The organism is uncultured Algoriphagus sp., from assembly GCF_963974365.1.
GTDB lineage: Bacteria > Bacteroidota > Bacteroidia > Cytophagales > Cyclobacteriaceae > Algoriphagus.
The window spans coordinates 190,224-203,684 of record NZ_CAXBBX010000001.1 but is presented as its reverse complement, the minus strand read 5'-3'; the positions used below and the strand labels follow the sequence as shown (position 1 = coordinate 203,684).

Genomic DNA, 13,461 nt, shown 5'->3' with positions numbered 1-13,461 from the left:
CATAACATATAGAGAAAAACTTTTTTTTAATACATAGCCACACACACTTTTTTATTCATATTTAGTCCTCACGCACTAAAACTTATTGGTATCTTTTTAAACAATCAATTATTCCTTACTTTAAGGCTTCATTACTGTCTAAATGAATAAGCTCAAAATCACAATATTTCTTACAATTGCAGTGTTGGTAGCAATTGCTGGCTTTTTCTTTTTTGGAACGGAAAGAGAAATTGACTACAGCACAGAGATCAAACCCATCCTAAATAAAAATTGCATTACCTGCCATGGAGGCGTAAAGAAAAGTGGTGGTTTCTCAGTACTTTTTGAAGAGGAAGCCTTCGCTATCACGGAATCTGGCCATGCTGCAATTATCCCGGGAGATCCCAATGGGAGTGAATTGATCAAACGACTTACTTCTTCTGATCCTGAATTGAGAATGCCCTATGAAAAAGAACCTCTTTCTAAAGATGAAATAGAACTACTCAAAACCTGGATCAAGCAGGGAGCGAAATGGGGTAAGCACTGGGCATATCAAACAGTGCAAAAACCTAAAGAAATAGACAACAAACTTGCAGCCGGTCTTTACGCTGACGAGAACTCTGAATCTTCCAATTCCATTGATTTTTATATAGCCAAAAAGCTGGAGGAGCAGGAACTTGAATTTTCTCCAGAGGAAAACAACTTGAAATTACTCCGAAGAGCTGCATTGGATATTACTGGGCTCCCTCCTACTCCCGAGATCAAGGAAGCCTTTTCTTCTAAAAAAATCACCTATGTAGAGGCTGTAGATCAAATGCTGGCTAGCACAAGCTATGGGGAAAAATGGGCTACCTGGTGGCTTGACATGGCCAGATATGCAGATACTAAGGGCTATGAGCGCGATGTAAACCGAACGATGTGGCCTTATCGCGATTGGGTAATCAGGGCATTCAATGCTGATATGCCTTACGATGAATTCACAATTAATCAATTAGCAGGAGATTTACTTCCAAATCCAACAGAAGATCAACTGACCGCCACGGCTTTCCACCGTAATACCATGAACAATGATGAGGGAGGCACACAGGATGAGGAATTTAGGGTTGCAGCCGTGTTGGATAGAGTGAGCACCACCTACGAAGTATGGCAAAGCACCACGATGGCATGTGTGCAATGTCACAGCCATACCTATGACCCGATTAGGCATGAAGAGTTTTATCAGTCTGCTGCATTTTTCAACAATACCCGTGATGAGGACACCCATGACGAGGAACCAAGACTCAGGTTCTATTCACCCGAGGAAAAAACTAAAATCGAAAGCATTACCCAATGGGTGAAGGAAAACGAAGGCGTAAAAGCTGCAGAAGCCAAGAAAGAGTTCCTCACCTATCTTGAGCCGAAATACCCATCCCATAGTGCAGTTGACTTTGTAAATGCGACTTTACTGGACAGTAAGTGGTTAGGCATCGAGGGAAACGGTTCCGCTTATTTAAAAAACATCAATACACAGGGATCAGACCAACTTCTGATGGAATATTCTGCAGGGCTGGATGGTAGCACAATGAACATTAGAAAAGATGGACCTGAGGGCGAGCTTTTAGCTTCATTCCCTATCAATAAAACCGGGCAAATTATCCGTCCTATTCCATTTAAGTCAGTTGAAGGAACTATTGATTTATTTTTAGAAATCAAAAATCCTAATTCAAAACCTGACCAAACTGCAGCTAGATTTATCTGGTTTGCTTTTGTGCCAAAATTGAAAGGTGAAGAAAAACCTGGCTATTCTGCTATGCAGAAAAGTTGGGAAGATATTCTCAATTTCAATGGAACCAAGCTCCCGATTTTGATCGAAAACCCAGACTACATGGCCAGGGATACCCGGGTTTTTGAACGGGGAAACTGGATGATTTTGGGGGACAAGGTAAAACCTGAAACACCTAAAGAGTTAAATCCTTGGAAGGAAGAATGGCCTGCAAATCGACTCGGATTTGCTTATTGGCTTACGGATAAAGAAAATCCATTAACCTCCAGAACCCTGGTAAACCGCGTGTGGGATCAAATCATGGGAAGAGGAATCGTCAGCACTTTGGAAGACATGGGAACTCAATCAGACCCACCTTCACATCCAGAGTTATTGGATTATCTAGCTTGGAAAACCATGAATGATTACCAATGGAGTATTAAAAGCCTTATTCGTGAAATAGTTACCTCCAAAACCTATAAGCAATCTTCAGTAGTTTCTCCAGAACTTTTCACTAAAGATCCTCAAAACAAATATTACGCACGAGGACCACGGTTCCGGTTAAGTGCAGAACAAGTACGCGATCAGGCGCTTGCAGTCTCCGGTCTGTTAAGTAAAAAAATGTATGGGCCTGGGGTAATGCCTGCCCAGCCCGATGGCATCTGGCAAACAGTTTATAATGGAGGGACCTGGACAGAAAGTAAAGGAGAAGATGCCCACCGACGGGGTATTTATACCTTCTTAAAAAGAACAAGTCCCTATCCGTCTTTCCTGTCCTTTGATGCAGGAAGTCGTGAAGTCTGCTTGAGTAGACGATTAGTAACCAACACTCCATTGCAGGCCTTAGTGACGCTGAACGATCCTGTTTATTTGGAAGCAGCCTACCATCTTTCTGAGGATATGCTGGCACATGGCGATTCAGATCCTGAGAAAGCGATTAGCTATGGTTATGAGAAAATGATTTTGACTCCTATTTCGGAACAGAAACTAACTGCCTTGGAAAAATTACATGAAGAAGCAATAGCCCAGTATTCAAAGAATCCATCAGAACTTGATTCCTTCTTTGGCTGGAAAGACCAAAAGGTAAACTCTGAGCAAGCCGCCATGACAGTTGTGGCGAATGCCATGCTGAATTTGGATGAATTTATAACCAAACCTTAAAATGAAAAGCTTAGATAAAATGCTCGTTGAGTTTGCGCAGCAAAAGCTGGCAAAGCAAACTAGAAGACATTTCCTAATGGACTGTGTCTCCAAAGTTGGTGGACTGGCAATGGCGCCATTAATGTTTGGCTGTGACACAGGTTCTTCTGCTTCTTCTAAGGGGTTAAATCTTAGTGAAAGAGACCTGAATCCCCTTTCTCCTTTGCCTCCACCTTATGGAGCTAAGGCAAAATCTATTATTTATCTTCATATGGCTGGCGCTCCTTCTCAGTTGGAGCTATTTGATTTCAAACCTGAATTAGTAAAATATCATAACCAGCCTTGCCCTCAGTCACTGCTGGAAGGCAGAAAATTCGCATTCATCCAAGGCACACCAAACATCTTAGGTCCCCAAGCCAATTTCTCCCAGCATGGACAATCAGGCGCCTGGATCTCAGATTACCTGCCTCACTTTTCCAAACTTGCTGATGACGTTTCATTCATAAAAGCAGTACACACCGATCAGTTCAACCATGGCCCTGCTCAGCTTTTTATGCAGACGGGAAGTGCTAGACTTGGAAGACCAAGTTTGGGAAGCTGGGTAACTTATGGATTGGGTACAGAAAACCAGAATCTACCTGGGTTTGTCGTGCTTACTTCAGGGGGAAAAACTCCTGATGCCGGCAAAAGTGTTTGGGGCTCAGGATTTTTGCCATCTGTCTATCAGGGTGTGCAGTGTCGATCCAAAGGCGATCCAGTATTATATCTGGATGATCCTGAGGGAATGAGTAGAAATCTGAAGAAAAACGTCATTGATGCTATCAATAAGGTAAATCAGGAGGAATTCAACACCTATGGTGACCCTGAGATTCTAGCTAGAATCAATCAGTATGAGATGGCCTACAGAATGCAAATAGAAGTTCCGGAGGTAATGGACATCAACGATGAACCCGAGTCCATACATGAGCTCTACGGGACAAAGCCAGGTGCTGAATCCTTCGCCAACAACTGCCTATTAGCTAGAAAAATGGTAGAAAAAGGTGTGCGGTTTGTACAGCTTTATGATTGGGGTTGGGATACTCACGGTACAGACCACGATGGTTCTATTGATATGGGGCTTCGCAACAAATGCCGAGAAATAGACAGACCAATTTCAGCTTTACTTCTTGACTTGAAGCAAAGAGGGATGCTCGAAGACACCTTGGTAGTCTGGGGAGGTGAATTTGGAAGAACTCCTATGCAGGAAAATCGTGGTGGAAAAACTCAGGGATTTTTGGGTAGAGATCATCACGTAGATGCCTTTACCATGTGGATGGCAGGTGGTGGCATCAAACCCGGCGTAATTTATGGTAAGACTGACGATTTTGGATTTTCTGGAGTTGAAGACAAGGTTTCTGTCCATGATATTCACGCTACAATCCTTCATTTGATGGGTTTTGATCATGAGAAATTCACTTATGATTTCCAAGGCCGCCCTTTCCGACTAACGGACGTTGAAGGTGAATTAATTAATAAAATATTAGCTTAATCCTGCATGCGCACAAGAATTACCCTCCTTGCTTTACTATTTATCTTTTTTCTTTCTCCAGTTTTTTCCCAACAAAAGATCCAATTCTTCCAGACAGATTGGGGGAATCAATTTTCCACTGACGAGTTTCTGGAACGTGTAAAAAATGATGGATATGATGGGATTGAAACATGGTTTCCATATGATGAAGCTAAACAAAAAGAGTTAAAAGCCGGGTTGGAAAAACATGATCTAAAAGTGATTTTCCTTCATGGTACAAACAAGGGACTTCCATTTGCCGAATCGTTGAAAGTCTATGAAGAAAATCTTCAAAAGATAATTGCATGGAACCCAGTAAAAATCAACTCCCATACAGGATCGGATTATTGGACTTTGGAGGAAAACAAAGCCTTTATCGATGTAACCACCAAAGCAAGCAAAGCCTCTGGTATTAGCATTGTTCATGAAACTCACCGCAGTAGATTTTCTTTCAATGTCCCACTTACCGTGGAAATGGTCAAGCTAGCGCCGGAATTACGACTAAACCTTGACATCTCTCATTGGATGGTTGTTCATGAGCGATTAATCGGTATGAATGATCCATTGCTACAGCAAATCCTTCCGTATGTAGATCATATACATGCTAGGGTCGGTTTTGCCGAAGGCCCGCAAGTAAACAATCCCGCCGCGCCAGAATGGGCGTCTGCTCTTAAAACCCACTTGGATATTTGGGAGCATATCATCCGTAATTCTGGTCAGGAAGTATATACGATCACGACAGAATTCGGTCCTCCGCCTTACTTGCCTACAGTCCCCTTTTCTAACGTACCTATCGCTGATCAATGGGAAGCCAATGTGTTTATCATGAAAGCCATTAAAGAACGCTTCGCAAATGATTGATTTTATCTTGCCATTGTTCGGGCGGTTTCACCCGATCTTGGTTCACTTGCCTATTGGTTTTCTGGTATTTGGTGTGATTTTGATTTTCTGGGCAGGGAAAAAGTATGCTCTATATGCTCCTATTATCCAGTTGGCTTTTTTACTGGGTGGGATTTCCGCTGGTCTGGCTAGTATCAGCGGATTTTTGCAATATCAGAATGAGGGATATGGCTGGGACACTGTGAAGTTTCACCTCATCTTAGGCATACTTACGACCCTTCTTTCTATTGGCTTGTGGTATCATTTGAAAAAGGTAGTGGCAACACCTAGGCAGCTGAAGATCAAAGGAGCAAGTTTGATGGTGATATTGACACTTACCGGCCACCTAGGAGGCAATATTACGCATGGGGATGATTACTTCACAGAAGTATTGCCTCCAGAGTTGCAATCGCTACTGGGCGGTGAAACGAGTAACAATGAACCTCTTGAACTGCCCTCGGATAATTGGGAAGAAGTAGAGTTTTTCACGGGAGCCATCCAGCCGATTTTGGATCAAAATTGTAAAAGTTGCCATAATCCTAAAAAACTAAAGGGTGAATTAGACCTCAGTTCCTTCAAAGGAATTCAAAAAGGTGGAGAAGATGGTTCGGTGCTTACCTCAAAAGTTGCTGAAGAGAGTTCCCTTTTCACGCGAATGATTTTGCCGGAGGACCATGACGACCACATGCCTCCAAAGGACAAGCGTCAGCCAAGAAAGGAAGAAATCGAATTGATCAAAGCCTGGATTGAATCAGGAGCATCTGAAAGCAGGAAACTTGGTGAATCCAACATTTCGGAAGAATTGATAGAACCGTTTTTCAAGAAAATTGAAAATCCTTTCTATCCTGAGGTGGAAGTTGGGAAAGTTCCTCAGGATTCCATTTCCAAACTAAAAGACCGAGGTTTTTTTGCGGAGGTAATTAAAGAAGGGTCTTCCTTTCTAAACATCAGCTGCATTAATTTTCCTGCATTTACCGATACAGACTGGAATTTGTTAACCTCGGCCCAAGAGCAGATTGTATATCTAGACCTTACCGGTACAGCCATAACTGATGCGATTTTTGAGTCAATTTCCAATCTTCCCAATTTGACAGTTTTGAAGCTAAATAAAACTTCAATTGACGGCACGCAACTAGACAAGCTAAACAGCAACAAAAATCTAAAGTTGCTCTATCTTAATGAGACCAAAGTAGCAATGGACAAGCTAGACAAACTTCAGGGTCATCCAGCGCTTGAAAAAGTGTTTGTCTACGATACACCGGCAGCAGGTTCTGGGGATAATTCGCAATTCAGTTTTCACCTGGAAACAGGCAATCTCACCTTACCGCCCATACCGACGGATACAATCGTTTACTAATTTATTTCTCGCAGCGGCGCGGCGGCGCAACGTTTTTGATCAAAGCTACTCTGGAATTGTAGGTCCAGAATCATTCCCTAAAGTCTTCAATTTTCCAGAAAACACTAAAGAAGTAAATGAAAGAATTCAACCGAAGTTTTGAAGCCTAGAAATTATGCCGACTTTCTACGTCGCGCCGCCGCGCCGTTGCGAGAAACTCTATTTCAAATGCCCCTCAATCACTTCCGCATCAAACCCTAAACTCAAGCTTCCATCTTTGTAAACAATCACCGGACGCTTGATCATACTTGAATTTTCTTCTAGAATCGGGATCGCGGTTTCCTCATTTTCTAAAGCTGATTTTTGCTCATCAGACATTTTTCGGTAAGTGGTCCCCTTCTTATTCACAAGAGAAGCAAGATCCGTTTTCTCCAAAAAACCTTCTAAAAGCGCAGCATCTGGCTTCTGCTTTTTATAATCGATAAAGTCATACTCCACTCCTTTTTCCGCCAAGAAATCGAAGGTCTTCTTCATCGTATTGCAATTCTTAATTCCGTAAACTTTGATGGACATATTTTATTTGTTCTTTTATTAAAACGAATTTGATCCAAAATAGTCCGAAAATCAACTTTTAACCTTTAAAAAATAGCCGTCAATCCAATCAAGAAATTTAAAGCTTAGTGATTATATTGGATGGAGATCCATAATTATGAAAAGGCAATTAGAAGGTTATTTCAAAACAATCCTACCTAATGAGTAAATTTGAAAAGCTTTTATTAAAGGTTCTCTCTGGTAAATCGGATAAAAATCTATCCATATCGGATTTGAAAACGTTAATTATTCAGCTAGGCTTTAAAGAAAGAGGCGGTGCTGGTAGTCATACGATTTATAAAAAAGAGGATATCCCTGAAATGATAAATATTCAAACAACCAAAGATGGCCAAGCAAAACCCTATCAAGTAAAACAAATCAGAGAAATCATCATCCAATTTAAACTTTCAAAACAATGAGCAAATACGGAATCTTCGTTTACTGGAGTGATCAAGACGAGTGCTTTGTATCTGAAGTACCAGAATTACCCTCTATCAAAGCACATGGTGACAATCAAACAGAGGCATTGGAAAATGCTCAGCAAGCAATAGAACTTTGGCTAAAAATTGCCAAAGAGGATGGGATGAAAATACCAGAACCAAAAGGTAAGCTACAATATGCTTAGCTTGCCCTTTTGCTCTGAATAAATACAAAATCTATAACCCCAATATCTCCACCATTGCTTCCTTATGAGCACTCAAGATCTGGTCGATCACATCATCTTTCAAAGCAGTGGATAAGAACAAACTCTCAAATTGACTTGGTGCCAAATATACTCCACGCTTAAGCATAGCCTGGAAATATTTCCCGAATAAAGCCGTATCAGAAGCCTTTGCCGTTTCAAAGTCAACCACTGGAGAATCTGTGAAAAACAAGCTATACATACTTCCAAAGCTGTTCACAGTGTAGTTCAAGCCTAATTCATTATTGATACTTTTAATGCCTGCGGTCAATCTCTCTCCGATGTGAGTTAACTCCGCATAGACAGTTGGATCTGTATTCAGATGATTTAGCATCGTCAAACCTGCCGCCATGGCAATTGGATTACCCGAAAGCGTACCAGCTTGGTAAACAGGTCCAGCAGGAGAAACAAACTCCATGATTTCTCTCTTTCCTCCGTAAGCTCCCACTGGCATTCCTCCACCGATGATTTTACCCAAGGTCGTCATATCAGGAGTTACTCCAAAAACTTCCTGTGCCCCACCTTTTGCTAAGCGAAATCCTGTCATCACCTCATCGAAAATCAACACTATTCCTTCTCTAGTACAGATATCTCGAAGACCTTGCAGATAACCTTCCTTCGGGAGACACAGGCCCATATTTCCAGGAACAGGTTCTAGTATTAAGGCAGCAATTTCACCTGGATTAGCAGCTACCAACTCTTCAATTGCTTCTAGATTATTATAAGGAGCAATTAAAGTATCCTTGGCAGTTCCTTTGGTCACTCCTGGAGAATCAGGATCGCCCATAGTCATTGCCCCTGAGCCGGCTGCGATCAAAAATGAATCCCCATGTCCATGGTAGTGCCCTTCCATTTTGATAAACTTATCACGACCTGTAAAACCTCTAGCCACTCGGATCGCGGACATGGTCGCTTCTGTTCCGGAGTTCACCATGCGAACTTTCTCGATGGAGGGAACCATACTTACGATCAACTCGGCAATCTCCACTTCGCGAGCTGTGGGAGCACCGAAGGAGGTACCGTCTTCCATTGCTCTGATTACAGCGTCTTTGACCTTAGGATGATTATGCCCGAGGAGCATAGGCCCCCAGCTATTGATCAGTTCTATAAATTTATTTCCATCCTCATCGTACAAGTACGCTCCATCAGCTTTTTTGATAAAAAGTGGATCTCCACCTACAGCTCTAAATGCACGTACTGGTGAGTTCACACCACCTGGAATGAAATTTTGGGCTTTTGCAAAAAGCTCTTTACTCTTAGAAATATTCATTGCTTAATCTAAAGGTTTCAATTCGCCTGCTTCCAATTTAAACAGAGGCACATATTGATTATTATGACTTCCCTGGAAATTATATCCCCAAGTCAACCTACCAGCTTGGAAGGCATTCTGATCCAAATTTCTTCTCAAATCAAAACCTTTGCTATCAGATAGATTGGATGACACCCAGTTGATCAGCTCGGCGCCGATAGCGGTGTTCATACTCGGGAAATTCAGGTACTTATTATAAAATTTATTGCGGAATTGCTGCATAGGTTCACTATAGAAATTCAGCGTATTATTACCTATGAAATAGAAATTTGGGAATTCCAACATCTCGTAATTTGCAAAGTTGAAACCCAACCAGGAATCCATCACCAAGGTGGGGATAGATGCGGTGATGGATTCCATCAACGAAAATGCCGGTTGAGCGATGGAAGGATCATCAGAAAGCAAAATCACCTGATCCACTGACATTGTCGACTGCCCTCCACGGATTCCCAGTGACTGCAAAAAATCACTTGTATTTCTTGAATTGATTTGTTCAAATTTCACCAATTGGAAGCCAGCTCTACCTAGTTGATTTTGCAACATTTTCGCAAGCATCTCATCACGGGAACTACCGCTGTATCCCACTGCAACTCTTTTGCCCCAATTCTGCTTTCTCAAACCTTCAACAATCCCATCAGCGATGGAACTCACGGAAGGACGGAATAAATAACTGAAGTTCAATTCTTCAAATCTCTCACCCAGATTTGACAAAGGATGAACAAAAGGTATCCTGGAAGTTTCAGCAAAACTGCTTACCAAATCTGCTTCTTCCTGATAAATGGGACCGATAATAATATCTGCTGACGCAATAGCCGGATCAGCGAGTAAGTTTTGCAGATGAGCAACATCCCTTTTTGAGTCAAAAGTCAACATATTGACCTGAGTACCCTTTAGCTTTAATTGCTCGACTCCATATTCCAATCCTTGGTATAATTCAAAAACAAAATCGTTTTGCGGAATGCTCGATAAATTGGTGCGGGAAGAATTGGTGAAAGGTAATATCACTACAATATCCAATACCTGATCCTTCACCACATTTGTGCTCTCATTTGCTTTCCCCTGCAATTCATAATAAGCATTTCGCTCCGTAGCTGAAAGAATGCTTTGACTTTCCAAAACCCGCTTGAGAGCTTCCCCATAGCCTTTATTCTCCTTAAATTCTGAAAGATGTGCAATCATAAAACTTGCACTGACTTGCTTGAGGTTCTCAAAAGTAGCATTCTCAGCCATCTTCACGATCTGATCGTCTTTGATCTTTTTGATCAGCTGCAAGGCCTCTATATTCTGCTGATTTTTAAAATAAGCTACGGATAGTAGGTATTTTGCTTCTTCTGATTTTGCCCAATTTCCAGACACTACAGGCTCCAGAGCTGCTACTGCCTGTGCAGGTTGATTCGCTCCTAATGCCGCTTCGCCAAGGTGAAATGCGGCATAATTTGCCAGATTTCCGTATTCTTTGGGATCTGTGAACTGTTTGAAAAGAGGGATAGCTTCCCAGTAATTTTTGGCTGCAAGTTCGGACTGGGCCTTGCGATAAGCATCCGGTGTAGGGATTTGAGCAAATGCTAAGCTCAGGATGAAAAATACCGGAATTACTAAAAGAAATTTTTTCATTTTATTGAGGTGAATCAAACATCAAAACATGGGTTGCAAATTTAACCCATTATTTTCAAACCCAAAGTTCAGGCCGAAAAGCCTTGAAAAGTAAAAACCCGAAGACAATGCTCCGGGTTTTTACAATTTCAAATTTGAAATCTAAATTTCTACCTCCTATTCCCACTCAATAGTTGCAGGTGGCTTGGAAGATATATCGTAAACAACTCTGTTTACACCTTTAACTTTATTGATGATGTCATTGGAAATCTTGCCTAAAAACTCGTAAGGAAGATGGATCCAATCGGCGGTCATGCCATCCACAGAACCCACAGCTCTGAGCGCCACAACTTTCTCATACGTTCGCTCATCTCCCATCACGCCCACTGACTGAATAGGTAGCAACATTGCGCCAGCCTGCCAAACATTATCATAAAGCCCGTGATCTTTCAATCCTTTGATAAAAATATGATCAACTTCCTGAAGGGTCTTTACCTTCTCAGCAGTCACATCTCCCAAAATACGGATTCCAAGCCCCGGTCCCGGGAAAGGATGACGCCCAATGATAGTTTCCACAATCTCCAGCGCACGTCCAACTTCACGAACCTCATCTTTGAAAAGTGTATTTAAAGGTTCAACAACGGACAACTTCATGAAATCCGGCAAACCTCCCACATTATGGTGAGATTTGATAGTAGCAGAAGGTCCTTTGACAGAAATCGACTCTATCACGTCCGGATAGATCGTTCCTTGCCCAAGCCATTTTACGCCTTCCAATTTATTTGATTCTTCGTCGAAAACCTCGATGAATGCATTTCCGATCGCCTTTCTCTTTGCTTCTGGATCAGTTACGCCAGCAAGTGCATCATAGAACTTTTGCTTAGCATCTACGCCAATCACATTCAATCCCATGTGCTTGTATGAATCCAAAACCTCTTCGAATTCATTTTTGCGAAGCAAGCCATTGTCTACAAAAACGCAAATCAGCTGATCGCCAATCGCACGGTGAATCAAGGTAGCAGCTACAGAAGAATCAACGCCTCCCGAAAGACCCATTACCACTTTATCTGAACCGATCTTTGCCTTCAAATCAGCAATGCTCGCATCGATAAAGACATCAGAAGTCCAGTCCTGAGAACATCCACAAATTCCTACAACGAAATTTCTAAGTAGATTCTTCCCTTCGGTAGAATGAGTTACTTCAGGGTGAAACTGGATTCCGTAAGTTTCTTCATTTTGAATTTTGAATGCAGCCACACGAACCGAATCTGTGCTTGCGATTACATCAAAAGTATCAGGCAAATTCTTGATCGTATCTCCATGAGACATCCAAACTTGCGATCCATGGCTCATTTCCTTGAGCAGGTCATAATGCGTATCGATGTGACTCAAGTTTGCTCGGCCATACTCTCTGATCTCAGATGGAAGTACTTCTCCCCCATATTTCTGAGCCAAAAGCTGTGAACCGTAACATACGCCCAATAGAGGAAGTTTGCCTCTCAAAATATCTAAGTCCAAATCAGGAGATCCCTCATCTCTTACCGAGCAAGGAGAACCTGAAAGTATCACTCCCTTTATGTCGGATGTGATTTCTGGAACATTGTTATAAGGGTGGATTTCGCAATAAACATTCAGCTCTCTAACTCTTCGGGCGATGAGTTGTGTGTACTGAGAACCGAAATCGAGGATCAAGATTTGTTCTGCCATGCGCAAAGGTAAGCAGGTCAGTTAAATTGAGGAAGTGTTCTTGTAAAATTTACAGAATAATGTTTGGCTGGAAGGGATTTGAAAATTGGAAAATTGGAAGATTTGGGTTAGATGTTGGAAAGTGGTAAGGTTGGAAGGTTAGAAAGTTGGAAAGTGAACCCACTTCATTATTCAAAATTCAGGGTTGGACATTCATTGTTTTTGAGCCTCCATAATACTGATATATAGATTTTTAACAACCTTTTAGTTAATTAAACTAAAGTAAGTTTAGTATTAAAAAAGATTAGTAGTAATTCGATAAATCAACTATTAAAACCTTTAAAACATAAATTCTAAACACATGAAAACACATCGACTGCTTCTGATCCTTTTAATCTTCGCTCTCGCACCTATAATTTCTCATGCACAGGTTAAGCCCAAACTTCAATACACAGTTGGTTTAGGTTCATCCATTGACGGGATGAATGATCTTTATGGGATTAACTTCTCCAATGAACTCAATGTAAGGCTTGGCAAAAGAACATCATTCAATGCTGGTCTCTCATTTTATCAATCACTGGGCAGTTACAATGAAAAAATACTGCCTGAATACTCAAACGGCAAGAACAATGAGCAATCTTCCGGAATTTTCATTACCCCATCTCTCAAATACGATATTATTCAAAGACCTTCTGGATTCAATTTGGCTTTTTCAGCTGGCCCTTCCTTACAGCTTGGAGGAGGATCCTTTATCCGTTCTTTTTATTCGGGGCAACCGGTCTCAAACTACATAGTCAACAAATACCAGAGAATTGGCTTAATAATAGAATTAGAAGCTGAGTGGAACTCTAAGAACCCTAACCGAAAAAATGCGGTCAGCATCTCTGCGTTTGGAGCGGACAACTCTATTCCCTGGTACCTTAATGCTACATATAAAATGAGATTTAAAGTCGGGAAGAAATAACTCTAAACGGCTATC

11 protein-coding genes are annotated in these 13,461 nt (G+C 41.5%); 7 read left to right on the top strand and 4 right to left on the bottom strand.

The genetic code is table 11. The features are described from left to right. Positions 1 to 142: 142 nt before the first annotated feature. The 4 genes from AACZ87_RS00810 to AACZ87_RS00795 are packed head-to-tail and all read left to right on the top strand — an operon-like array spanning position 143 to position 6,642. Positions 143 to 2,881 (top strand): DUF1553 domain-containing protein, encoded by a 2,739-nt coding sequence (locus tag AACZ87_RS00810; protein WP_339863917.1) that lies wholly within the window; start codon positions 143 to 145, stop codon positions 2,879 to 2,881. Position 2,882: 1 nt separating this feature from the next. Further along, positions 2,883 to 4,388 carry a DUF1501 domain-containing protein gene (locus AACZ87_RS00805; RefSeq protein ID WP_339863916.1) on the top strand — a complete coding sequence of 502 codons (1,506 nt, stop codon included), beginning with the start codon at positions 2,883 to 2,885 and terminating at the stop codon, positions 4,386 to 4,388. A gap of 6 nt (positions 4,389 to 4,394) precedes the next feature. After that, on the top strand, positions 4,395 to 5,267 hold the full coding sequence (locus AACZ87_RS00800; protein ID WP_339863914.1) for a TIM barrel protein: 873 nt from the start codon (positions 4,395 to 4,397) through the stop codon (positions 5,265 to 5,267). Next, entirely contained in the window at positions 5,260 to 6,642 is a 1,383-nt protein-coding gene (locus tag AACZ87_RS00795) for a c-type cytochrome domain-containing protein (RefSeq protein WP_339863912.1), read from the top strand. Before AACZ87_RS00800 ends, AACZ87_RS00795 begins: the two co-directional genes overlap by 8 nt. A gap of 198 nt (positions 6,643 to 6,840) precedes the next feature. Here AACZ87_RS00795 and AACZ87_RS00790 read toward each other — a convergent pair whose 3' ends face one another. After that, positions 6,841 to 7,194, bottom strand: a complete 354-nt coding sequence (locus AACZ87_RS00790) for a Spx/MgsR family RNA polymerase-binding regulatory protein (RefSeq protein ID WP_339863910.1) — start codon at positions 7,192 to 7,194, stop codon at positions 6,841 to 6,843. A 179-nt stretch (positions 7,195 to 7,373) separates the two neighbouring features. Here AACZ87_RS00790 and AACZ87_RS00785 point away from each other — a divergent pair, with 179 nt between their 5' ends. After that, positions 7,374 to 7,631 (top strand): type II toxin-antitoxin system HicA family toxin, encoded by a 258-nt coding sequence (locus AACZ87_RS00785; protein ID WP_339863909.1) that lies wholly within the window; start codon positions 7,374 to 7,376, stop codon positions 7,629 to 7,631. Beyond that, complete coding sequence (locus AACZ87_RS00780) at positions 7,628 to 7,837, top strand: type II toxin-antitoxin system HicB family antitoxin (RefSeq protein WP_339863907.1); 210 nt, start codon at positions 7,628 to 7,630, stop codon at positions 7,835 to 7,837. Before AACZ87_RS00785 ends, AACZ87_RS00780 begins: the two co-directional genes overlap by 4 nt. A gap of 31 nt (positions 7,838 to 7,868) precedes the next feature. Here the strand turns inward: AACZ87_RS00780 and hemL are convergent, their stop codons facing one another. The 3 genes from hemL to guaA form a co-directional block, all read right to left on the bottom strand. Next, positions 7,869 to 9,164, bottom strand: coding sequence for a glutamate-1-semialdehyde 2,1-aminomutase (hemL, locus tag AACZ87_RS00775; RefSeq protein ID WP_339863905.1), 1,296 nt, complete (start codon positions 9,162 to 9,164; stop codon positions 7,869 to 7,871). Between the two features lie 3 nt (positions 9,165 to 9,167). Further along, a complete protein-coding gene (locus AACZ87_RS00770; RefSeq protein ID WP_339863904.1) occupies positions 9,168 to 10,817 on the bottom strand; it encodes an amino acid ABC transporter substrate-binding protein in 1,650 nt (549 codons plus the stop codon). Positions 10,818 to 10,973: 156 nt separating this feature from the next. Beyond that, complete coding sequence (gene guaA, locus AACZ87_RS00765) at positions 10,974 to 12,503, bottom strand: glutamine-hydrolyzing GMP synthase (RefSeq protein ID WP_339863902.1); 1,530 nt, start codon at positions 12,501 to 12,503, stop codon at positions 10,974 to 10,976. 340 nt (positions 12,504 to 12,843) lie between these two features. Here guaA and AACZ87_RS00760 point away from each other — a divergent pair, with 340 nt between their 5' ends. Continuing rightward, positions 12,844 to 13,446 (top strand): hypothetical protein, encoded by a 603-nt coding sequence (locus tag AACZ87_RS00760; RefSeq protein ID WP_339863900.1) that lies wholly within the window; start codon positions 12,844 to 12,846, stop codon positions 13,444 to 13,446. Positions 13,447 to 13,461: the final 15 nt, after the last annotated feature.